Raw genomic sequence first — 22,642 nt, forward strand, 5'->3', positions numbered from 1 at the left:
TCCAAAAATGGCATAAAAATTGACCCCTGAGGGGTCTGATTGAGGATAAAACAAGCAAGAAAATGCTTAAAAATGGAAAACGGCACCCGAATGGGGATATTCGGAATGCCTTTTGTCTACAATCTGAGAGTGCTTCATAATGAAGCACTCTTTTAGGCTTATTTATAATCAATCTCATCAGGAGGAGTGTCCAAAAATGATTTTTCCTCTTTGGGTTCTTCTTCCTTCTTCTTGTTGATGTTTACTTTCACATCATCTAATTTCTTTGGCTCGATTCTAACTGTCTCCAGTTCATCAGGATTTTCCGGCAAATGGCCGTGGTCTACTAAATACCTAATTTGCTCGGCATTCAGTGTCTCTACCTCAAGAAGTGTTTTAGCAATTATATCAAGCTTATCACGGTTTTCGGTAAGAATCTTTTTACATCTTTCATAAGATTCTTTAATAATCCGTTGAATTTCCAGATCAATTTCGTAGGCAATTGCATCAGAATAGTTCTGTTCATTATGAAGGTCACGTCCCAAGAACACCTGACCGCCTGACTGCTGGCCAAATTGTAATGGGCCAAGTTTGTCACTCATACCATATTCAGTCACCATTTTCCGGGCAATTCCTGTTGCGCGCTGGAAGTCATTATGAGCACCGGTGCTTACCTCACCAAAAACAATTTCCTCCGCTACACGTCCGCCAAGAAGGCCGACAATTTTATCAAGCAGCTCTTTCCTTTGAAGGAAATAACGGTCTTCCCTTGGAAGCATGACGGCATAACCGCCAGCCTGCCCGCGTGGAACGATGGTTACCTTATGAACCATATCTGCCTCATCTAATATTAAGCCGATAACGGTATGACCGCCTTCATGGAAAGCAACAATTCTGCGTTCCTTCTCCGAAATAACCCGGCTCTTTTTCGCAGGACCAGCTATTACCCGGTCAGTCGCTTCATCAATATCTACCATTTCGATTTTCTTTTTATTCTGCCGTGCTGCCACAAGTGCTGCCTCGTTTAAAAGGTTTTCCAAATCAGCACCTGAAAATCCTGGCGTACGCATCGCAATATTTTTTAAGTTCACAGCGTCATCTAACGGCTTATTGCGGGCATGTACTCGAAGTACTGCCTCACGGCCGTTAACATCCGGACGATCCACTGTAATTTGACGGTCAAAGCGTCCTGGACGAAGTAATGCAGGGTCCAGAATATCAGGGCGGTTTGTCGCTGCAATAATGATGATTCCTTCATTTGCACCGAATCCATCCATTTCAACCAGCAATTGGTTTAATGTCTGTTCACGCTCATCGTGGCCTCCGCCAAGACCGGCCCCCCGCTGACGTCCTACGGCGTCAATTTCATCAATAAAGATGATACATGGAGCATTTTTCTTTGCATTTTCAAATAAATCACGTACACGGGATGCACCGACCCCGACAAACATTTCTACGAAATCAGAACCGCTGATGGAGAAGAATGGTACGCCTGCTTCACCGGCAACTGCACGGGCAAGCAATGTTTTACCAGTTCCCGGAGGTCCTACAAGGAGTACACCCTTAGGGATGCGCGCACCAAGTTCAGAGAACTTCCTAGGGTCTTTTAAGAATTCAACTACTTCGACTAGTTCTGCCTTTTCTTCATCTGCACCGGCAACATCTTTAAAACGCACCTTTTTCTTATCGTCGTTATAAAGCTTCGCCTTAGATTTACCGAAGTTCATAACACGGCTTCCGCCGCCTTGAGCCTGGTTTAATAAAAAGAAAAATAAAATAAAGATAATCACAAACGGAATAATTGAAGTAAAGAAGGTAACCCAGCCGCTGGTTTCTTTAGCCGGCATCACTTCTACCTTTGATCCCGCTTTGTCAATCCGGTCTAAGATTTTTTCACTGTTTGGAATATAGGTAATAAACTTCTTATTCCCGGCTTCAAGCTCGCCTCGAACCTCAAATACACCACGTTCAGGCTGCATTGAAAATGACTTTACATCACCTTTTTCTAACCGTTGTACAAACGTATCATATGTCATATGATCGGTTGGCTCATTATTTCCGTTAAAGAAACTAACGACGCCAATAATAACTAAAAATATCAATAAATAAAAGATGGTATTACGGAAAATCCGGTTCATCTCTTACCTCCTCCCGCGGTTAAACAAACTATATAAAATAGTATCATAGAAAAACTTACAAATTCAAGAAATTGCACTTGTACAAACCGTTTTGAATTTGAATAATCCGGGTGCATCGTAAACTCATCATCATTTAATCATTATTGCTATATACTTCGGGTTTTAAAACTCCAATATATGGGAGGTTCCGGTATTTCTCCGCATAATCAAGTCCATAACCCACAACAAACTCATCTGGCACATTAAAGCCAACATAATCAGCCTTTAAATCAGCTTTCCTTCCTGCAGGCTTATCAAGAAGTGTCACAATTTTAATCGATTTTGCCTTTCTATACTTGAATAAATCAACTAAATAGCTTAAGGTAAGACCGCTGTCAATAATATCCTCGATAATGAGAATATTTCTTCCCTCTACAGATGTGTTCAGATCTTTAATAATTTTTACCTCTCCAGAAGAGACCGTCGAATTGCCGTAACTCGAAACATCCATAAAGTCCATTTCAAGATAGCAATCCATGCGTTTTAATAAATCAGCCATAAACGGCATAGCGCCTTTTAAAACCCCGATGGCAAGCGGGAAACGGTCATGATATTCCTCTGTTAATTGAGCAGCTAACTCCCTTATCTTTACTTGAATTTCTTCCTCTGTTACTAATACTTTTTCAATATCCTGTTTCATCATGTGCCCCCTAGAAGATGTTACGTAGTATAAGTGAGTTGTATATATTGTTTTGTTGTTCGCTGAGTTCCTTCAAATGAAGACTTTTTTAAACCTGGAAGCCAAATAATACAATCCTCTCCATCTGTCACAATAGGCCATGTATTTCGTTTTTGAAGCGGGATTTTTTGATCAATAAAAATATCCTTTAATTTTTTTGAACCCTTCATCCCTTTTATTGTCATTCGGTCGCCTGTTTTTCTGGTCCGAATAATAATTGGCCATTTCATCCTGTCCGCTGCAAATAGAGCTGTGTTTGGACCATAATCGCCCGGCCCTTCCTCAGTATACTGAAGTTCGACACGGGTGCCGTTTGGCAAATCCACTTTACCCGGTTCATTTAATACGAATAAATAAGGTGCTGAATTAGTTTCCAGTTTGTCAAATGTAAAAGTTACATCACCATATAATCTTTGTACCCTTAACTCATCAGGAAAGTCTAATCTGCCCGAAGGCTTGCCATGCTTGATTAAGTTTAACACCTGATCAATATGTACTGCGGAAAGTGCAGATGGCTTTACTTTGTAAAGATAGTTTAATATTAGTTGAATCCCTCTCCTTTGTAAAGGTAAAGGCATTCTTAAAAACGGTTCAATTTCAACGGTTATTTCACACTCTTTTCTTTTTTTCATAACTTTATTCAATTCTTGGACAGTTAATTCCTGCAGAAACTGCTCATCCTCTTGTAAATCTTCACTAAACCGTTGAAATTGCTCGTGAACTTGAGGATTTTCCGTTTTTAAAAAAGGCAGAAGCTGCAGCCGAAATCTATTTCTGCTATATATACTTTCTTTATTGCTTGGATCTATTCTTGGAATCAGATGATATCTTTCACAATAATCTTCAATTTCCGCTTTTGTCACACATAAAAACGGCCGGACTATTGCACCGGTGTGAAACGGGCGGGTAAATGGAATTCCAGCTCTGGCTTTCCCTGTACTTCCTCTTGTCAGCCGCATCAGAATGGTCTCAATTTGGTCATCTCCATGATGGGCCAATGCCAGGCAGCTGCATTGGTATTTATCCATAACATTTGAATAAAATTCATAGCGGGCATCACGCCCAGCCGCTTCTGCACTCTTCCCTGTCACTTTCATAAGTTCAGGGACATTCACTCTTACCATTTCAAACGGGACGCTGTTTTGTTCACAAAAGCTTTTCACAAACATGGCATCATCATATGATTCCTGTCCTCTAAACATATGATCGATATGGGCCGTAACAATAAACAGGTTTCTTTCTTTTTCTTCACGAAGCAAGTAGTGAAGAAGTGCCAATGAATCCGGTCCGCCAGACACGCCGACGACTATTCTTTTATGTTCAAGCTTGAATGAGTGATCCTGAAGAAAGGCCTCAACCTTTGTTTCTAACATAGAAATTGCACTCTTCCTTAATATAAGATACCTTCTAGTTTACTACTCTTCTTCACTCTGTTTCAAAATATAGGGTTCCCAGAGAAAAGGAATTTCCTCCTTTAAATTGTATGGTCTTTTATACGATTATCTTTAAAAGAAGTTTCACAATTTGATTAAAGTTTTAAAAAAATATATAAGGAATATAAAACAGCAGCAACCATTGCTATCGTAAAAAATTCCATCCAGCCTCGTTTTTTCTTGCTTTTGCGGTAATGTCTTCTTGTCATAGGATGGGGATTTTTCTGCCCCTGTGCCGTTTTTTGAGTTTTAAACGTGTTTGCATTTATCCGTGATTTACCTGGATGGTCGCTCAGGCAATTTAATAATTCAGCCCTCATTTGATTTGCACTCGTATAGTGTCCTTGAAGTGCTTTTACGATTACGGCTTCATATGGCCTAAGCTCCGGCCTTTCCCGTATGGCTCCCCGCAGCTGGGTAATACCTCCGGTTGTTTTATTGAATCTTTTTGGATAGGCTGAATTAATCATGATCATCGCGACAGCGAATAAATCATAGGAGGATTCTGCCCTTCTGGAACCAAGGCCCCAATAGCCGCGGTCATAAAACTCTGTGAACTCTTTAATAGCTCTGCCTTGCATTGTCGTACCACCCACATCAATGCACCTTATCTTAGGAGGAGGCCCCCCCACAATTAAATTTTCAGGCTTTAAATCACCAAATACCCAGCCATTATTATGGAGTTTGTCTAAATCATTTAGCAGCTGGAGAAACAACACCGGCATCCATGCCTGCCCTTTTTGCTGTAAAAAAGAAAGAAGATCGGGCCCCTGAATATATTCCATCACATAAAAAGAAATAAGTCCCCTGCTCGTCTGCCAGTCATCTACATCAAGCAAAGAAGGTCCAAGGGATGCGGACCCCTGGACCTTTGCAAAGGATTTTAACACATTTACCTCAGAGGTGATGGACAGGCCATTGTCACTCATTTTTAACGCTGCAAATGACTCATTATGCTTAGCAAGGTAAACCACCCCATTGGCTCCAAATCCGAGCTCTTTAACAATCGTATACTTTTGTGTATGCCATTTCCCTGTAATGACAGTACCGGGAATCACCTTATACTGACTCTTCAAAGTATGATTCATCATCATCTGAAAGCAGACTCCTTAATGAACGTTTTTGATCAAATGAGGACAGGGCTGCCTTTAACGCAGGTCCCGTTGGAGTGATACCCCCGGTTGAAAGCTGGGAAAAGATGCTTGTCAAACTTTGAAGCTTTGGTGTCCAATCCAGCAATTTTTCGACATTATTCTTTTTCCCGGGAAATACAAAAACAGAAAAATGGTTATTTCCTGTTCTAGCTGTAAGGCTTAAAGAAAGGTCTAATAGCGCCTCTTTAACGGTTTCAAGCTTATGCTTCATGCTCGCACTTGTATCGACAAGAATCAACACTTCTAAATCGACAGTTTCCCCTAATTCATCAACAACCTCCATGACCTCGCCGCGCTTTTCCGGCGGAAGGTCTTCCATGGTCTGCGAGCGTCCCAAAATTTGCTGAAGTTCACGGTTGACAACCCCTTGAATCGTTTGGTTCATCGCTTTCCTTGTTACCATCTGCACTGTTTGTGAAAGCTGCTTTGCATACACAATTTGACTGACCCCGCCTCCTGACAGGGCAATCCCTTCAATTTCAGTCATTCCTTTTTCATCAATCACATCATGTTCCATTACTCCAATTACATTCACCGTAATTCCTTGTTCCTTGGCAAGTGCAGCTATGGCAATTGGGTCTTCTCCCTGATTTGAACAGCCATCGGTTATCAATAAAATCTGACGGATTTTACCTGTATACATAAACGGCTCCCTCCACATAATATATTGTTAACCATTTTCGACCAGACAGAAGAATAATATACATATAGAAAAGCGGAAAGCACCCGTATAGCGGATGACAGGATCGGAGGTGCTCCGGATGAGATAAAGGAAACATGGAAAGCGCAAGCGTTCGCTGTTACCGTATCGTAAGACGGAGCGTCCCAATACATGAACCGCTGGGCGCTGAAGCTGAACCGTCATTAAATTTGGCTCTTTTCTAAAAGATTGTTGCTTTTTGCTCCCTTTTTAAGATTCGTTCAAAAAATAGGGGTAGAGATTCCCCTTATTTAGAAAATTGGATGTTAATTAGCTGAAATAGACGGAGGAATTTCCCTTATTTGATTTTAAACTGCTAAAATCGGGTGCTTTTCATTGAATAACGGAAAAAACTCCGCTTATTTTTTACTATTTAAGCTTAATTTAGCAAATAACGGAAAAAACTCCGCTTATTTTATACTTCCAAGGGGGCTATCCTGTAATCCAGCTTTTTCGCAGAGTCCGCTTATTCCTAAATTGAATAAACCACCGCTTTTCTTGGCATAACAACATAGTTTACGAAAACAGCCTTAAATTTTAAGAGTTAGGCATTCCTTTTTAATTTATGCACTGGAATGGATGCCCATTTTGGCGTATTATGTTTAATTTTTGCTACCGCTACGGTCATATCATCATCAATCATATCTGACCTCGAGCGAATCACTTCCTCTAAAATTAAGTCTGCTACTTCCTGCGGGTCATCTGTCTCTAATTCAAGAAGCTTCCGTTTCATCCATAAATCATAATTTTCCACATGTTTGGGTCCTTCAAATACCCCATCACTCATCATTACCAGCAAATCACCTGCTTTTAATTGTTCACTTACAACGTCAACTTCAAATTCCTGAAGGATTCCCATAGGCAGGTTGCTGGCCTGAATTTTAATTATTTTATTTCCCCGTTTAATAAAGCTTGGAGTTGATCCAATCTTCAAGAATCTTGTTGATGCATTTTTCAAATCAATCATCGCCAAATCCAAAGTGGAGAATATTTCATCAGTTGTTCTTAAGGAAAGAATAGAATTAACAGACTTGATGGCTACCTTCTCTTCAATTCCGGATTGAAGGATTTTTTGCAGAAGCATAAGTGTTTCCTTGCTTTCATAATGGGCCCGCTCGCCATTCCCCATGCCGTCACTGATGGCCAATGCGATCTTGCCGAGGCCCAGCTCAATGGTTGAATAACTATCGCCTGAAATCAACCCCCCATCCTTGGCCGCATGAGCGAAACCTGTTTCAACGGTAAACGCCTTCGAAGACCTAAAGGTAGTATGGCAAAAACCGCCTGAGCCGCTGGCACATTCCTCATGTTTTACGACAATGGTTTCGCCAAGTATATCTGTCAGCATCGGGGCAATTAGCTTTTCACATTCTCCATGCCCATTGCAGAATGGCATGGCCATTTCAATATCAATATTTCCTGGTTCAAGACTATAGATTTCAACCTGTTCAATATGAATTCCGAACCCCTGAATGGCCTCCATAATCTGCTCTTCCTGCTTATAATAATTTTCCCGTTCACGCTGAATCTCCTTTGCAAAGTTATCCATTACCTCGGAAACTCCCAATAATTGATCTGCCACCAGTTTTCGGCTTTCCTGCACCTTTTTCTTAAGCTTTTGGCTGGCTTGGAAAAACGTAAGCTCCTGCCCGATGGTTTCGTAAACCTTTTTTGGACGTGAACAAACCTTCTCCCAATCTCGTGAAACTCTAATGGAAATATTTCCATCATTTTGGTCCATTTGATGAATAACTTCTTCCATTGCAGCATAGGTTGTATCAAAGTTCTTTACCCAGCACTGTTCCTTTTTAAAGCAATTTTGGCATGACTTAGCGGTTACATTGCTCATGAAATAGTCTAGTTCCCGTTCACTTTCAGCTTCAGGGGAAATATGGTCCATTTGCGAAAAACTTTTAGACAATGCATCAAAGACACTGGAGAATTGTGAAACCCGCTGTGCGGTTACATCCCGCATCTTTCGCATATATTTCTGCTGTTCCGCAGTATATTCCGGCGTACCTGGAATATATTTTGCTAATCTTGAGGTTAATCCTTGAGGGGTTAATAGAAATAAAACAATCGCCGCACCGGTTTCCATAAGCATTAACTTTAATGAACCGCCGCCTTCCCCGTACATTCCAATTAACAAAGTAGCAATGATTAATCCCAAAGAAACGCCTATTTTCTTTCCTTCCTTTAACAGACCGCCTAAAACACCTGAAAAAGCTAATAAACTCATATGATAGAAGCTGGAAATACTGGCAAGCGTAAAAATTAATCCGGTCACAACTCCAACCGTTGAACCCACCGTGGCACCCGCTATGAAAGCAAACACCATTACTAAGTATCGAGCCATAATATGTTCAATTGACATGTCATAAAGCTTCCACCCAATCGTTCCAGTCATGATCGAGGCAAGCATAATAATTAAGCAGACAATCTCTTCCGTCTTTAATAATTGTCTCCTTTTATATACGGTTAACAATGGTATGCTTTGCAAAAAGATAAGGGTTAAAATAAACGCCAGACAGGCTTGAATACTAACCATCATGCCATCATATATCGTCAGTTGGCTCGATAAAATGAAGGATTCAGCTAATTTCCCAACCCCTAATATAATGGCAACATAAAAAGGCAGCGCCTTCGTTTCGTCCTTCAGCCACTTTTGGCTGATTCGGTACACAATTAAAAAGAAAAAGGCAATCGCAAAGTTAAAAGCAGCATTTGTCAATGAAAGGGTCGCTGCTCCCGCAATTAGTCCAACGAGGGCAAGCGGTGCCCGGTCCTTTTTAATTAAGTAAACAGATGCAAAAAAAGGCAGACTAAATGGGGTCAGTTTTGCTAAAATAAGTGCACGGCCCAGCAAAAATCCGACAACTAACAAAAGAAAGCCCTTTCTGATGAAAAAGGATTCTAGCATTGATTGAACTTTCTTGCTTACATTTTGAAAATCCAACTTTGATGGACGAAGGTTTACTTCACCGACTGGTTCTACTATTCCTCGTTCTACCTTTTCCATGTAACCACTCCCCTGCTATTTGCTGTTGCCCTCTATTATAAATTTGCTAGATTCAAAAGTTTGTCAAATTAGTGAATAGAATTCCATAATTCGTTCGACTGTTTCTACTATATTCATTCAAATAACACGGTTTAATCCCGAATAGATGTCGTTATTTCCAATATCGAGGTAAAAAAAGGGGACAGCACCCAAGTAAACAGTTACATGGGGCTGTCACCTTTTTTATCTGCAAACAAAAAGACAAGCCATCAAATGACTTGTCTTGTAAAATTCTGCTATATTTATTAAAAAGTTAGCAGCAAGTTAACCTCGTCTAGCTCCTCTTCCTCCGCGCTTAGACTCTGTATTTCGCTTTAATGAAGATAGGCGGTCTTCACTATCCTTTAAGAAGCGCGCCATTTTTGACTCAAAGGTTTCCGCTCTGTTGCCTCCACGGTCATTTGTCTTGCCTTGACGAGGACGTTGCGAATGGGAGTGGGAGTGGGAATGCCTTCTCTCAGACTCTGGTCTATCCTTTGCCTTTTTAATGGATAGTCCAATCTTTCCATCCTTTTCAACATTAAGGACTTTTACTTCAACCTGGTCACCAACTTTTAGATGATCATTAATGTCCTTTACATAATTGTCAGCAACCTCGCTGATGTGAACAAGTCCTGTTGATCCATCCGGCAGCTCCACAAACGCTCCGAAATTTGTAATGCCTGTTACCTTTCCCTGTAACTTGCTGCCTACTTCGATTGACATAAAAAAAATGTTCCTCCTTAAAAAATTAAAAAAATCATACTACTATATATTATACAGAAAGGAAAAATTAAGTGTCAATATAACTTTATATTGGTTCATTTTTCCTTATCTTCATCTGGGATATTGAAGATAATTTCATCCTTCTTGGAGAAGAAGTACTCTTTACGAGCCAGCTTAGCAATATATTCTGGATCGTTAAGCTTCACGATATCCTGCTTCAGCTCCTGCTCTTGCTTCTTCAACGCAGTAAGTTCCTGATTAAGCTTTTTCTTTTGTGCTGCACTGGCTTCGATCTTGGCGGATTGGGAAAGAGCACTAGAAATCATGAAATAAGAAATGACACATGCAAGAACGAGAAATAGGGAAAGCCGTCTGATTAAAAGCTTCCTTTTCCGGCCTGAGGCGATTTCTGCATATTCCTGCTGCTTCACATAGGTTGTCTGTATTTTGGATACTTTTTTTTGTCTTTCCGCTCCCATTTTCCATACCCTTTCCTACTCTTTTTTCTTTTTCCACTTTGACAGCCACTTAATAATGAAATTCGTTATTTTCTTGAAATTTCCTGCAATTCTATTATATAACTTCTCGACTGAATTTTTAAGACTTTTCGGCAAAAGCCTCCAAAATATGAGCAAAATCTTTTCTAAGATTCCCCATAGGATTTTCACTATAAATGATAAAACCCTTAAAATAAATTTGACAAGGGTCCAAAGCCCCCTGCCAAGTGCTAAAACAATGACCGTCACAAGCTGAATCAATCCAACGACCGGCCGAATGATAAGCAGGCGGAGGGCTTTTTTAATAAAGCGGTAAATGGAAATAACCGTTTGAATCATCCATTCCAGCATACGGAGATAGATGCTTTTTATTAAACTTTGATAGGCAGCAAATCCGCAAATAAGAGCAAGGAAAATATAGACCCTGATTTCCCCTTGATTGACAAGAAATAAGGTATAAAAGATTAATAAAGCCTGGATGATCCAAAACAACAAATCATTTAAAAAAACAATCCATTGCTTTCTTTTGGGCCGCTTTAGGAAGCGCTGGTACGTATCAAACATGGCTCCAAATAACGACCCCATGCCGATCATTGAAAGCATTGTCAGAAATTGCGTGGAAAGGGTCATCGGAATAACTTGCTAAAGAATCCCTTAGCTTTCTCCCCGTGTTGCTCATCTAGGTAAACCAAGTCATAAACCTTTCCCTTAATGGAAACAATCCCTTTTTCGACATCCAGATTTTTCATTTGCAGATTTTGCCCTTTGATTGCTAAAAATCCCATAACGGTTTCCAATAAGAATTCTTCACTATCAAAGCTTTCTACCTGCTTAACCCCTGTAATATCAAGAAGTTTTCTTCCCCTCATCATTACATCATGATCCTGGATCGTACCCTTCGATGTGCCTGGTTCATAATATTGACTCATTTTTTCATCCCTCACAATCATTTGTACAACCATTCTGTACATTTTTATGTGAAAAATGAAAAATTAGAACTGGATTAGTCTGCTTGGTGTTCCTTAGAACCCAGCCTTTCCTCTTTTAAAATCGTATACATTTCAGCAGCTTCTTCTTTTCGTGTGGTTTCTTGAATTCGTTCAATCCTAACCGTCACTTTTCTTTGACCCAATCTTAAGGTCAATTCATCTCCCGCCTTAACGGTGGAACTTGCTTTAGCTTCTTTGCCGTTAATCTCGATTCTTCCCTGGTCAGACACTTCCTTGGCCAATGTCCTCCGTTTGATTAATCTCGAGACTTTTAAAAACTTATCCAAACGCATGGAAAACACACCTCTTTCTTATAAACCTTTTGATTTAGCTTCATCCCAATAATGGTCAAGTTCATCAAGTGTAAATTCATTAAATGTCCTGCCGCTCTGCTTTACTCTTGCTTCAATATGGTGAAACCTTCGGATAAACTTTTCATTCGTTTCAAATAAGGCTTCTTCCGGATTGATTTTTAAAAACCTGGCTACATTTACAAAAGCAAACAATAAATCACCAAATTCCTTTTGGGCCCGAATAAAACTTTCTTCCGTACCGTCCAGTTCAGCGATAAATTCACCCAGTTCCTCTTTTACTTTCTCCAGGGCAGGAGTAATCTCCTTCCAATCAAAACCGACCTTTGCCGCTTTTTTCTGTAATTCATAGGCACGCAGTAAATTTGGCAGGGCCATAGAAATCCCTTCGAGCATGGATTGAGGTGCTTTTCCCCCTTTTTCCTGCCATTTAATCTGCTGCCAATTAACAACAACTTCCTCGGCATTTTCGGCTGACGCAGTACCAAAAACATGAGGGTGCCTGCGGATCATTTTTGCTGATAATCCTTCAATCACATCATCGATGGAGAAATATCCTTCATCTACCCCTATCTGAGCATGAAGCATCACCTGCAGCAGAACATCACCAAGCTCTTCAATTAAATGGTCAATATCCCCCTCATTAATAGCCTCAATGACCTCATAAGTTTCTTCAATTAAGTATTTCTTCAATGATTCATGTGTCTGCTCTCGATCCCATGGACAGCCTTCAGGGCTTCTTAAGATAGCAATGATTTCACGAAGCTTCGTAAAATTTTTCCAAAGGATTTCCTCTTGTTTAACTGGTGGAACATATACAGAGGTAAGATTGTTAATCGAAACGTTTCGGTCTAATTCATATAATGGCACCTTGGTGATGACCTCATCACTGCTTCCGGCTGCTGTTACAATGATGACCTCATAATCATCCGGCAATTTTTCCATCAACGTCAATTTAACATTAGAAGCCGAAAATTGGTCGTATACTTGGCTGATGATCATATGCTGCTCTACCTGCAGCTGACCGGAATGAAGGGCTGTCGCATCTAATAGTTGAAATCCATCTATGGGATCAATCTTTAATGCAGCAAACAAAGCGTCAATAAAGCTTTGCCCTCCGCCAATCTGTATAGTAATCCCTTTATTAGGTCCTTCCTCTAAAAGAAGCTGTACAGTTTGTTCAGCTACAAGAGGATGGCCCGGAACTGCATAGATTACTGGTTCTGTTTCAGCCTTTTGAAGCAAAATTCTAGTAATTTCCTGATACACTTCTTCAAATTGTTCATATTTTTCATAAATAGAATCAAAAGAGGTATAGGTCATTCCCTCTTTCTCTAATTCTGCTGTAACAGGGTGTTCCTTTGTCCGTAAATATACGTGTTCAGCCTGTACTATTTTGCGATAAACCCCCATCGGCAGCTGATTAATATCCCCTGCTCCAAGGCCGACAATTTCTATTGTTTTTCCCATTTGTTATCCTTTTCCTTTCGTGAAATCAAATGCAGCAGCCTGCTGCCAAACGGAAATAAGCTAAGCTCTTCCTCAGCAAATACCTTTCCTCTAATAATCACCAGCAAATAAACCGCCCCGCCTAAAGCAACGGCAGATAATGCTTGAATTCCGGCACCAAAGCGTCCAATGTGGTCTGCATTATAAAATAGGCCCGTTATACATAAAAATGCCTTTAAAAAAACAGCCATTGCCAGAACGGCCAAAATGACCATTGTTAAAAACCGAAATGACAAGATGGGGACAGCTGCCATTCTCTTTAGCTTATGTAAAAGGACTATACTAACAATCCCAAGTGCAATCAGTGAGGAAATCGCTGCCCCCATTGTTCCCAGCAACGGAACAAAGACGATATTAAAAATATATTTAATCGGTAATACACTCATGACGGCAAGAGCCGGAAAGAACAGACTGCCTAATCCCTGCATAATGGCAATCATCGTTAAAATAATGGAGGTAAAGAAAATAACAAAACTTAAAACCCCTAATATATCTGATCCAAATTCATTTTCAAATAACATAATATTAGCCGGCTTGATAATCGCCCATAATCCAAACGAGGCACCGGCTCCAATGACAATACTTACTTTGATCGCCAGCAGGATTTTTCCCCGCAGTTCTAAAACATTTCCCGCCAGCCTTTCCCTTGTAATCAGAGGGACAATCGTCAATGACATGGAGGTTGCCGCAACGGTGCCTAACTGAATGAGCGGCTGTCCGCGGTCAAATATTCCCTTTAAGGTTTTGGCAAGAGTCTGTTCGACACCGCTTGCTGTTAAAAGGGAATATACATTTAAAGAATCTGCGAGCTGAATAAAAATCAACAGCATGCCGCTAAGACATACCATTAACCCTTGTACTAAAAGAGCCCTTATAATCTGTCTCGCTTCAAACATAAGCCCCGTCAGCCCGGTGCCCTTTAGGTTCATCCTTTTCCATTCTTTACGGATCCATAAAAACATAAACAATATCACTGCGGAAATAATACTTCCCATAATAGACCCAAACATTGCGCCGCTGCCAACCAGGTACAAAGAATACCCTTTTTCAATGAATAAATAGGAAAGAACAAGAATAGTCGCAATCCTGACCGTTTGCTCGCCCACTTGAGAAAAAGCAGTCGGCACCATATCACCCAGCCCTTGAAAATATCCCCTGAGGACCGAAACAATCGGAAAGGTTAAATAAACAATAGAAACAACCCTGATTAAGGCGGCCAGTGCACCATCGTTCATCCAGGCTGCAATTCGGCCTGCCCCAAAGTAGAGAATAACGAAACAAAGAAATCCGAATAACTGTAAGAACAGATAGCAAACCACTAAAAGAAAACGAGCCTTCTCCTCATTTCGCTTTTCCAAATACTCCGTTAATAGCTTGGAAATGACGACTGGAAACCCGGTGGTTGCTAGTACAACTGCTATTCCGTAAATCGGATATACTTGCTGATATATGTAAAAGCCAATATCGCCCGCAATGTTTTGAAAAGGAATGCGGTAGAACGCACTTAGTACCTTTGTAATAAGTGCGGCTATTGTTAAAATGAAAGCCCCTTTATATATGGATTGCGATGATGGAACAAACTTCATTGGTTCACCTGCCCCAAACATGTATACTCAAAGTAGTATTATAGCACAGTCTGATTTTGAGCAGTAAAAAAGGCAGCCTCCGCTGCCTTTTTATGATCCCGCGCAAGCCTCTGCAGGCCTCCGTTTTTCTTTCTTATTGTTCCATTTGCCTGGCCAAGAATCCTGCTGCTGTTTCAACAGCTTTTTGCTCTACCTCGCCAAGCGTACCTTCTTTTGAGAAAATCACTACTGCCCCAATTGGGTCGCCGTTTGCAATTATTGGTGCGATTGTATATGATGAAATCGTTTCCTCATTGCCATCAATCAATGCGACTTCACTTTGCCCGGTAATAAGCACTGAATTCCGGTCTTCCATTGTTTTTTCCACTAAATTGCCGATATTCTTATTTAAATAGTCCTTTTTAGAGCTGCCTGCTACTGCAATAAACGCATCTCTATCACAAATCAAAATAGGATTTCCGAGGCTGTCAAATAGGGCTTCTGCATACTCTTTGGCAAAATCGCTTAATTCGCTGATTGGTGAATACTTCTTCAAAATGACCTCACCGTCGCGATCAACAAAAATCTCTAACGGGTCCCCTTCACGGATACGCAATGTTCTGCGTATTTCTTTAGGAATTACGACTCGACCTAAATCATCAATTCGACGAACTATTCCAGTTGCTTTCATCCAATGTTGCCTCACTTTCATCTGATGATTTTTCAACTTGGCGAAACTATGCTCAAACACTTGACCAGGGGCGTAATGCCATAATTGTCGGTAAAAATGCGGGTTTAGCCATTTTGACAATGACTGTCGGCCTGCCGCCCATGGTGTTGCTTGACAATACTTTATTTCCTTTAAATGAAATCTTCGCCAACTTTGAACTTAGTATCTTTCATCTAGAAAGTTCTATTCACAAATTTTTCACAGTCCAGGAAATATTCCCTTTTCTGTGTTAGCAAAAGCAGACATTGGATGGTTATTCACCTTTTACCATCAAATTCTAAACAGGATTGCCCTGCTCTTTTTTGGCCAGCGGAATCCCTTTAATCATTTCAAACACAATATGAAGCCACTCATTTGTCTGGTATCCTTTTGTATTAACAACCATTTTCAGCTTTTTCCCCTCCATTCCAGGGGTAACAGACCGGCCAAACTGACTGCCGATATGAAAAAGCTTGCTTCCGTCCATTGTGTTCGTAACTTCTTCCGTCAGTAAAATGGTCACATCCTGTTTCAGCTGTTTGATTAATTCCACACCATTTTGGAGTGCATAAACCTTCATTTCTGCAATTTGGAATAAATAGGCCACCTCATCCGGATATTCTCCAAATCGGTCTAACATTTCCGCTTGGAGTTCCTCCACATCCTCAACTGTTTCTATCCCTCTAAAGCGCTTATACATTTCAATCTTTTGATGGCCGTCCTTAATGTAGGCATCTGGAATATAAGCGTCAATTTCCAGGTCAATTTCAACAGATTTCTTCACCTCAGCGTTCGGATCGCCAAGCTCTGCTTTACGTTCTTCAATCGCTTCTTTTAACATTTGGGAATATAAATCAAAACCAACAGAGTCAATAAAGCCATGCTGCTGCGCTCCCAGCAGATTACCTGCCCCTCTTATGGATAAGTCACGCATCGCTATTTTAAAGCCAGAACCAAGCTCTGTAAATTCCTTAATAGCCTGAAGCCGCTTTTCTGCAACCTCCGTCAATACTTTGTCTTTTCGGTAGGTAAAATATGCATATGCTACTCGATTTGATCTGCCGACACGGCCGCGCAGCTGATAAAGCGTAGAAAGCCCCATCCGGTCTGCGTCATAAACAATCAATGTATTAACATTGGGAATATCCACACCTGTTTCAATAATGGTTGTACTTACAAGCACATCAAATTCACCTGCAAGAAAGCCAATCATGACTGACTCTAATTCGTTTTCCGTCATTTGACCGTGTGCATAGGTCACACGAGCATCAGGGACCAGCATGGAAATTTCCTCTGCCTTCCGTTCGATATCCTCTACCCTGTTATATAAGAAGTAGACTTGTCCGTCGCGGGCAAGCTCCCTTTCGATGGCCTCTCTGACAAGCGAACCATTGTACTCCATTACATAAGTCTGTACTGGGAATCGATTCTCTGGCGGCGTTTCAATGACAGATAAATCGCGGACGCCCAGCATTGACATATGAAGTGTCCTTGGAATAGGTGTAGCTGTTAAGGTTAATACATCTACATTTGTTTTTAATTTCTTAATCTTTTCCTTATGTGTTACACCAAAACGCTGTTCTTCATCAATAATTAACAATCCTAAATCGCGGTATATAATATCTTTTGAAAGCAGGCGGTGAGTGCCTACGACAATATCTATAGACCCGGCCTTCAATCCTTTTATGGTCTCGGTTTGCTGCTTTTTCGAACGGAATCTGCTCAAGATGCCAATATTAATCGGATAGTCTTGAAATCTCTCCCGTAATGTTTCGTAATGCTGCTGTGCCAAAATCGTAGTCGGCACCAGAAGGGCCACTTGTTTGCCATCAGCAATTGCTTTAAAGGCAGCTCTTATAGCAACCTCTGTTTTTCCATAACCGACATCCCCGCATAATAACCGATCCATTGGACGAGGGCGCTCCATATCCTTCTTAATCTCCTGAATGGAACGCAATTGGTCTTCTGTCTCCTGATAGGCAAATGTTGTCTCAAATTCCCGCTGCAAATCGCCATCCGGAGAAAAGGCATAGCCTACAGCTGCTTCCCTCTCAGCATATAATTTGATTAAATCATCAGCGATGTCTTCAACAGATGACTGAACCTTTTTCTTAACCTTTTTCCAATCACTGCCGCCAAGTTTATAAACCTTAGGTTCTTTGCCCTCAGACCCGACATACTTTTGGACTAGATCAATCTGCTCAACAGGAACATATAGTTTGTCAGTCCCTTGGTAGCGGATATGAAGGTAATCTTTATGAATGCCGTTAATGACAAGTGTTTCAATTCCTAAATACTTACCAATACCATGATTGACATGGACAACATAATCGCCGACTTTTAGTTCGGAATAACTCTTTATTCTTTCGGCATTGGAAAGTTTTTGCCGATTCTTCGATTTCTTTACTCGTTTATTAAACAGTTCCTCTTCCGTAATGACAGCAATTTTTTGAAAGGCCAGTTCAAATCCAGTTTGCAGGCTGCCTTTGATGATTTGGACCTTTCCTGGAAGCATCTGCTGATTGGGATCAGCTGTAATTGCTTTAATTTCATAATCTTCCAGTACTCGTTCTAGTTTTTTAACCCGCTCCGTATCAGGTCCAAGAAAAACCACGGCATAGTTTCCTTTCACCCAGCGGTCTATCTCTGACTTTAATAGATGCATCTGCCCATGGAAGTTTTGCATTTGCTTGCAGGAAATATTGATAATATTTTGCGGATTCGTGTTGGCAACATGACGCAAAAACAATGAAAAATACAAAATTGGAAATTTGCCATTTTGCATCAAGACCTGCAGATTATGAGAAATATGAAGATCATGAACAATCTGTCCTTCACTTAGGAGCGATGTATACCATTCCGCTTCTTCTTTCACAAGGGAATCATTCATTTCTTGTATTCTGCTGATTTCATCCATGATGACTATGCCATTGCCTGGCAGATAATCTAGTAAACTATTAGGGCTGTTATATGCAAGTGACAAGTATTTAAAGACTTGATCCGGTTTCTGCCCGCTTTTCAATTGTTCCAGTTCAAAGCTTATATTTTGGGAAAGCTGTATTTTTGCTTTTTCATCCTTTATTTTTCTGAGACTCGCCGCTAAACCGGTTTCAAGCTGGTCAATAATCAGACTATAATTTTCCGGCTCTAACAGAGTCTCTGTTGCCGGACCAATCAATACCTCTGATATCTTTTCCTTTGATCTTTGATCTTCCAGGGAAAAATATCGAATCGATTCAATCTCTGTATCAAATAACTCCATTCGGAGCGGATTAGCTTCTGTAAGAGGGTAAATATCGATAATTCCCCCCCTTACGCTGAATTCTCCAGGAGTTGAGACCATCTCTTGACGGGTATACCCCATTGCCACAAGCGTATTTAATATTTCCTCTGGATCTATATCTTCACCGACTTTAAAAGAGTACTGATGCTTTTGCCATAAAGCTTTCGGCGGAAGCACCTTTTTCAGCCCGGCAATCGGTACAATTAAAATCCCCTGTTTTTGCTTACACCAGTAATTTAAGGCTTCAATTCTCTGAGCCTTCAGTTCTGGACTGGCGATACTGATTTCAGCAGCAATTAATTCGTTTGCCGGAAATAGATGAACTTCCTTGTCATTTACTAGATTCACAAGATCATCATAGAGTTTTTGGGCCTGTAATAGATTATGGGTAATAAGCAGGATAGGCCGCTTCATTTGTTCATACAGACTGGCAGTTAAAACCGTCCGTGAAGATCCCGATAATCCAGCTATCAGCTGTTCCCTTAACCCGCCATCCACCCCTGCTATAACAGAGCGTATATCCTCCTGATGGAGAAATATTGATTTTAAACCATCCAAAAGGCTCTCCTCCTCCCTAAGTAGAATAAGCGGTACCTCTCCGCTTTTCTTAGTTGTTCATATCCTTTATCAACATTAAAAAATTCATAGATTTACAAAACGCAAATAGAAAAACGCTTTGGAGTATGTCCAAAGCCTCATTAGTGAATAAGAAAATCATTTTGATGGTAATCAGGATTTCGTTCTAATGATTCCTGACAGTCTTCACAAATTGCCATTATATGAATATCTCCTGAGGAGTCATATGAAACCATTTCCTGTCTCTCGTGGTCTGTTAATTTATGAAGGCCAAGGCTTACTGAATCAACCGAAGCTTGCTCAATTGAGCCAAGGTTTGTGCCGCAATGACGGCAATGGTAATGAATAGCCACGCCTGTCCCTCCTTAATCTGATTTACTTTATTAGTATGAACGCAGCAGGAGGAACTTATTCATTTACCACCTCGAAATTATTTTTCCACTATATTTCTTTATTATATGAATATATAGCATGTATCATGCCTAGAAAAGCGCAAGTGCCTCTGCTGCCCCCTCCAAGCATGGTATCTGACCTTGGGGGAGGCTTGGCATTGGAGCTGAGCCATTCTCGAAGTCAAAATATAAGATACTATAGAAAAGCGCAAGTGCCTCCACATAAGGATAATAGACTCAATCACTGATTAAAGTCATTCATGACCTGTAAAAAAGGCTTATCCATCCATGTTTCACAGGCATCTGCACTCTTTTTCACTGCTGCTTCAATGAAAGACTGCTCATCAGCACGAAATTTCCCTAAAACATAATCCGGAACACTTATGCCGGTATCCGGGTGATCGATGCCAATTCGAATCCGGTTAAACTCCTGGGTCCCTAAATGAGCAACAATTGATTTAATGCCATTATGCCCGCCGGGACTTCCCTTTTGACGCAGACGGATTTTCCCGACTGGGAGATCAAGGTCATCATAGATAACCAGCAAATCTTCTATTTCTACTTTGTAGTAATCCATAACTGCCCTGACAGATTCTCCGGATAGATTCATATAGGTTAACGGCTTTAACAGCAGCACCTTCTGACCAGAGACCGCCCCCATACCATATAACCCTTTGAGTTTTGATTGTGACAGCGGTATGTTTAACCGGGTTGATAATTCTTCCACCACATCAAACCCAACATTATGTCTTGTATGCTCATATTGTTTTCCTGGGTTTCCTAAACCAACAATTAATTTCATCTGCCCTGGGCCCTCTCCCTCTTTTTTCTTCGAGTGTCTTTTAAAGATTTTCCGAAACATTCAATTCTCCCATACTTCAAATGGATAAAAGACGTAACCATACGTGGTTACGCCTATATTACTGTTTCAATCTGGCTGAATACTGAAAATGTTCCTAATTTATTTCCTATTCTTTTCCTTCTGGCTGTGTTTCTCTTCCTTCTTCATTATCAGGATGGCCGCCTTCTTGCTGCTCTCCTGCATTAATTTCCTCTTCCTGCTGCGGCGGAAGAATGGAGGCAATCACTTCATCCTCTTCATGATTAATTGTAAAGTCCCCCTGATGAAGAAGGTCAGCTATTGTTGCAGTTTCACCAACTTGAAGGTTGGATACATCCATCTCAATTTGAGGCGGGATTTGATCAGGGGTTGTCGTAATAGACAACTCATGAACCGGCTGCTGCAGGACACCGCCATCCTTTACACCAGCTGCCTCTCCTGTTAAAACAAGTCTTACATCGACAGTAACTTTCGATGATTTATCAACTGCTAAAAAGTCAACATGAATAATATCCCGTTTTATACAGTCTTCTTGGTAATCAGATAAAATAACATCGACTTGATTCCCATCGACATCTAAAGAAATAACCCCGTTCCTGCCTGCAGTACGGATTGTCTTTGTCAAGTCAGCAGAACTAACAAAGACGGGTTTGCTTTCAATCTTTGACCCGTAAACCACCGCCGGAATGTCTCCGTTTTCACGAATCTTTTTTAATTCGGAATGTCTAAGGTCCTTCCGCTCTTTTGCTTGTAAAACAGTACTCATGAGATATGTCACCTTCCTATTTTTTTCAAAAGCCATCTTTATAAAATTACCCTAAAATAGGAAGGTCTAAACATACTTTCTAATCGATGCCATAAAGTGAATCAATGGTGGGGGCTTTTCATCTCCCCGCTGACTGCTGGTTTCATTGTACTGTCTCTCTCTGCTGCCATAGGTCCGTACAAACCCGATCAGCACCGGGAAGCTTCACTGGGTCTCACCAATCGGGCGCGTACATCAGCCCCCTCTCATATGCCCTCTGCAAATGCTAAACATTAGAGCGGTGGCCATACTGCCCGTTAAAACGAATAAAACATCTGTATGAAACAAAAAGTCCAGCAGATCCTAGCCTGCAGGATCTTAATCAAACAATATACTTACAGATTGCTCTTCATGGATTCGAATAATAGCCTCTGCAATTAATGGTGCAACTGAAAGGCTTTTGATTTTTTCAATCTTCTTCTCTTCTGGAAGTGCAATGGAATTGGTTACAATCAATTCTTTAATTTTTGAGTTTTGGATGCGTTCAATTGCTGGTCCAGACAATACTGGGTGTGTACAGCTGGCATATACTTCTTTTGCACCATTTTCAACTAAGGCATTCGCTGCAAGTGTAATGGTACCTGCTGTATCAATAATATCGTCAATTAAAATGGCAACTTTTCCTTCGATATTACCGACAATATTCATCACTTCTGCCACATTAGGTCTTGGACGGCGTTTGTCAATAATGGCAATTGGCGCTTTTAAACGTTCTGCCATTTTCCGTGCTCTTGTAACCCCGCCATGGTCAGGAGAAACAACCACAATATCACCGTCTAATTTACGGTTTTTAAAGTAATCCGATAAAATTGGAACGCCCATTAAATGGTCAATTGGAATATCAAAGAAGCCTTGAATCTGCGGTGCATGTAAATCAAGTGTCAACATTCTTGTTGCTCCCGCAGTCATAAGCAGGTTGGCTACCAGCTTCGCAGTAATCGGCTCACGGGATCTTGCTTTACGGTCTTGGCGTGCGTATCCATAATAAGGCATAACGATATTAATGGTTTTTGCTGATGCCCGCTTTAATGCATCAATCATAATCAATAATTCCATTAAATGTTCATTAACCGGCTGGCTTGTCGGCTGAATCACATAAACATTACAGCCACGGACACTTTCCTCTATGTTAATCTGAATTTCCCCGTCACTAAATCTGTGGACGGCACATTTTCCAAGTTCTACGCCAATTTCTTTAGCAATTTCCTGTGCCAATGGCAGATTGGAGTTTAAACTGAATAATTTTATTTTTGGATCTAAATATTGATTTGACATTGTGG

At 40.7% G+C, this 22,642-nt stretch carries 19 protein-coding genes; all 19 read right to left on the minus strand.

Annotated features, from left to right (window positions below; genetic code table 11):
* Positions 1–158: 158 nt before the first annotated feature.
* The gene (gene ftsH / locus M3183_RS22155; protein ID WP_251473063.1) at positions 159–2,117 is read right to left on the minus strand and encodes an ATP-dependent zinc metalloprotease FtsH; all 1,959 of its coding nucleotides are present in this window, start codon (positions 2,115–2,117) and stop codon (positions 159–161) included.
* Between the two features lie 133 nt (positions 2,118–2,250).
* The gene (gene hpt, locus M3183_RS22160; protein ID WP_464514153.1) at positions 2,251–2,796 is read right to left on the minus strand and encodes a hypoxanthine phosphoribosyltransferase; all 546 of its coding nucleotides are present in this window, start codon (positions 2,794–2,796) and stop codon (positions 2,251–2,253) included.
* Positions 2,797–2,816: 20 nt separating this feature from the next.
* The gene (gene tilS, locus M3183_RS22165) at positions 2,817–4,208 is read right to left on the minus strand and encodes a tRNA lysidine(34) synthetase TilS (protein WP_251473068.1); all 1,392 of its coding nucleotides are present in this window, start codon (positions 4,206–4,208) and stop codon (positions 2,817–2,819) included.
* Between the two features lie 155 nt (positions 4,209–4,363).
* Entirely contained in the window at positions 4,364–5,359 is a 996-nt protein-coding gene (locus M3183_RS22170; RefSeq protein WP_251473147.1) for a serine/threonine-protein kinase, read from the minus strand.
* Entirely contained in the window at positions 5,328–6,065 is a 738-nt protein-coding gene (locus M3183_RS22175) for a vWA domain-containing protein (protein WP_251473071.1), read from the minus strand. The genes M3183_RS22170 and M3183_RS22175 overlap by 32 nt, the downstream gene beginning before the upstream one ends.
* 601 nt (positions 6,066–6,666) lie before the next feature.
* Entirely contained in the window at positions 6,667–9,141 is a 2,475-nt protein-coding gene (gene spoIIE / locus M3183_RS22180; RefSeq protein ID WP_251473075.1) for a stage II sporulation protein E, read from the minus strand.
* A 303-nt stretch (positions 9,142–9,444) separates the two neighbouring features.
* Complete coding sequence (locus M3183_RS22185; protein WP_251473076.1) at positions 9,445–9,885, minus strand: S1 domain-containing RNA-binding protein; 441 nt, start codon at positions 9,883–9,885, stop codon at positions 9,445–9,447.
* Positions 9,886–9,980: 95 nt separating this feature from the next.
* The gene (locus M3183_RS22190) at positions 9,981–10,364 is read right to left on the minus strand and encodes an FtsB family cell division protein (RefSeq protein ID WP_251473081.1); all 384 of its coding nucleotides are present in this window, start codon (positions 10,362–10,364) and stop codon (positions 9,981–9,983) included.
* 15 nt (positions 10,365–10,379) lie between these two features.
* Positions 10,380–11,012, minus strand: a complete 633-nt coding sequence (yabQ, locus tag M3183_RS22195; protein ID WP_251473084.1) for a spore cortex biosynthesis protein YabQ — start codon at positions 11,010–11,012, stop codon at positions 10,380–10,382.
* Complete coding sequence (gene yabP, locus M3183_RS22200; RefSeq protein ID WP_251473087.1) at positions 11,009–11,311, minus strand: sporulation protein YabP; 303 nt, start codon at positions 11,309–11,311, stop codon at positions 11,009–11,011. The genes yabQ and yabP overlap by 4 nt, the downstream gene beginning before the upstream one ends.
* 74 nt (positions 11,312–11,385) lie before the next feature.
* Complete coding sequence (locus M3183_RS22205; RefSeq protein ID WP_251473089.1) at positions 11,386–11,664, minus strand: RNA-binding S4 domain-containing protein; 279 nt, start codon at positions 11,662–11,664, stop codon at positions 11,386–11,388.
* 18 nt (positions 11,665–11,682) lie between these two features.
* Positions 11,683–13,152 carry a bifunctional methyltransferase/pyrophosphohydrolase YabN gene (gene yabN, locus M3183_RS22210; protein WP_251473092.1) on the minus strand — a complete coding sequence of 490 codons (1,470 nt, stop codon included), beginning with the start codon at positions 13,150–13,152 and terminating at the stop codon, positions 11,683–11,685.
* Complete coding sequence (locus M3183_RS22215; RefSeq protein WP_251473095.1) at positions 13,137–14,777, minus strand: putative polysaccharide biosynthesis protein; 1,641 nt, start codon at positions 14,775–14,777, stop codon at positions 13,137–13,139. Before M3183_RS22215 ends, yabN begins: the two co-directional genes overlap by 16 nt.
* Before the next feature lie 133 nt (positions 14,778–14,910).
* Complete coding sequence (spoVT, locus tag M3183_RS22220) at positions 14,911–15,447, minus strand: stage V sporulation protein T (RefSeq protein WP_285880806.1); 537 nt, start codon at positions 15,445–15,447, stop codon at positions 14,911–14,913.
* Positions 15,448–15,763: 316 nt separating this feature from the next.
* The gene (mfd, locus tag M3183_RS22225) at positions 15,764–19,306 is read right to left on the minus strand and encodes a transcription-repair coupling factor (RefSeq protein WP_251473098.1); all 3,543 of its coding nucleotides are present in this window, start codon (positions 19,304–19,306) and stop codon (positions 15,764–15,766) included.
* A 140-nt stretch (positions 19,307–19,446) separates the two neighbouring features.
* Entirely contained in the window at positions 19,447–19,677 is a 231-nt protein-coding gene (locus M3183_RS22230; protein WP_251473101.1) for an anti-sigma-F factor Fin family protein, read from the minus strand.
* Between the two features lie 280 nt (positions 19,678–19,957).
* Positions 19,958–20,518 (minus strand): aminoacyl-tRNA hydrolase, encoded by a 561-nt coding sequence (pth, locus tag M3183_RS22235; protein ID WP_251473150.1) that lies wholly within the window; start codon positions 20,516–20,518, stop codon positions 19,958–19,960.
* Positions 20,519–20,684: 166 nt separating this feature from the next.
* Positions 20,685–21,323 (minus strand): 50S ribosomal protein L25/general stress protein Ctc, encoded by a 639-nt coding sequence (locus M3183_RS22240; protein WP_251473104.1) that lies wholly within the window; start codon positions 21,321–21,323, stop codon positions 20,685–20,687.
* A gap of 357 nt (positions 21,324–21,680) precedes the next feature.
* Positions 21,681–22,637, minus strand: coding sequence for a ribose-phosphate diphosphokinase (locus tag M3183_RS22245; protein ID WP_251473107.1), 957 nt, complete (start codon positions 22,635–22,637; stop codon positions 21,681–21,683).
* Between the last annotated feature and the right edge of the window lie 5 nt (positions 22,638–22,642).

Origin of the sequence: Neobacillus mesonae, from assembly GCF_023715155.1 — a bacterium.
Classification (GTDB): Bacteria; Bacillota; Bacilli; order Bacillales; family Cytobacillaceae; genus Neobacillus; species Neobacillus mesonae_A.

What these genes read in the sequence shown, in the direction of transcription:
- pth (WP_251473150.1), bottom strand. Translation starts at nt 20,518, where the DNA reads ATGAAATTAATTGTTGGTTTAGGAAACCCAGGAAAACAATATGAGCAT.
- spoIIE (WP_251473075.1), bottom strand. Translation starts at nt 9,141, where the DNA reads ATGGAAAAGGTAGAACGAGGAATAGTAGAACCAGTCGGTGAAGTAAAC.
- spoVT (WP_285880806.1), bottom strand. Translation starts at nt 15,447, where the DNA reads ATGAAAGCAACTGGAATAGTTCGTCGAATTGATGATTTAGGTCGAGTC.
- M3183_RS22245 (WP_251473107.1), bottom strand. Translation starts at nt 22,637, where the DNA reads ATGTCAAATCAATATTTAGATCCAAAAATAAAATTATTCAGTTTAAAC.
- M3183_RS22215 (WP_251473095.1), bottom strand. Translation starts at nt 14,777, where the DNA reads ATGAAGTTTGTTCCATCATCGCAATCCATATATAAAGGGGCTTTCATT.
- hpt (WP_464514153.1), bottom strand. Translation starts at nt 2,796, where the DNA reads ATGAAACAGGATATTGAAAAAGTATTAGTAACAGAGGAAGAAATTCAA.
- ftsH (WP_251473063.1), bottom strand. Translation starts at nt 2,117, where the DNA reads ATGAACCGGATTTTCCGTAATACCATCTTTTATTTATTGATATTTTTA.
- M3183_RS22240 (WP_251473104.1), bottom strand. Translation starts at nt 21,323, where the DNA reads ATGAGTACTGTTTTACAAGCAAAAGAGCGGAAGGACCTTAGACATTCC.
- M3183_RS22175 (WP_251473071.1), bottom strand. Translation starts at nt 6,065, where the DNA reads ATGTATACAGGTAAAATCCGTCAGATTTTATTGATAACCGATGGCTGT.
- M3183_RS22190 (WP_251473081.1), bottom strand. Translation starts at nt 10,364, where the DNA reads ATGGGAGCGGAAAGACAAAAAAAAGTATCCAAAATACAGACAACCTAT.
- M3183_RS22205 (WP_251473089.1), bottom strand. Translation starts at nt 11,664, where the DNA reads ATGCGTTTGGATAAGTTTTTAAAAGTCTCGAGATTAATCAAACGGAGG.
- yabQ (WP_251473084.1), bottom strand. Translation starts at nt 11,012, where the DNA reads ATGACCCTTTCCACGCAATTTCTGACAATGCTTTCAATGATCGGCATG.
- M3183_RS22170 (WP_251473147.1), bottom strand. Translation starts at nt 5,359, where the DNA reads ATGATGAATCATACTTTGAAGAGTCAGTATAAGGTGATTCCCGGTACT.
- yabN (WP_251473092.1), bottom strand. Translation starts at nt 13,152, where the DNA reads ATGGGAAAAACAATAGAAATTGTCGGCCTTGGAGCAGGGGATATTAAT.
- yabP (WP_251473087.1), bottom strand. Translation starts at nt 11,311, where the DNA reads ATGAGTCAATATTATGAACCAGGCACATCGAAGGGTACGATCCAGGAT.
- M3183_RS22185 (WP_251473076.1), bottom strand. Translation starts at nt 9,885, where the DNA reads ATGTCAATCGAAGTAGGCAGCAAGTTACAGGGAAAGGTAACAGGCATT.
- tilS (WP_251473068.1), bottom strand. Translation starts at nt 4,208, where the DNA reads ATGTTAGAAACAAAGGTTGAGGCCTTTCTTCAGGATCACTCATTCAAG.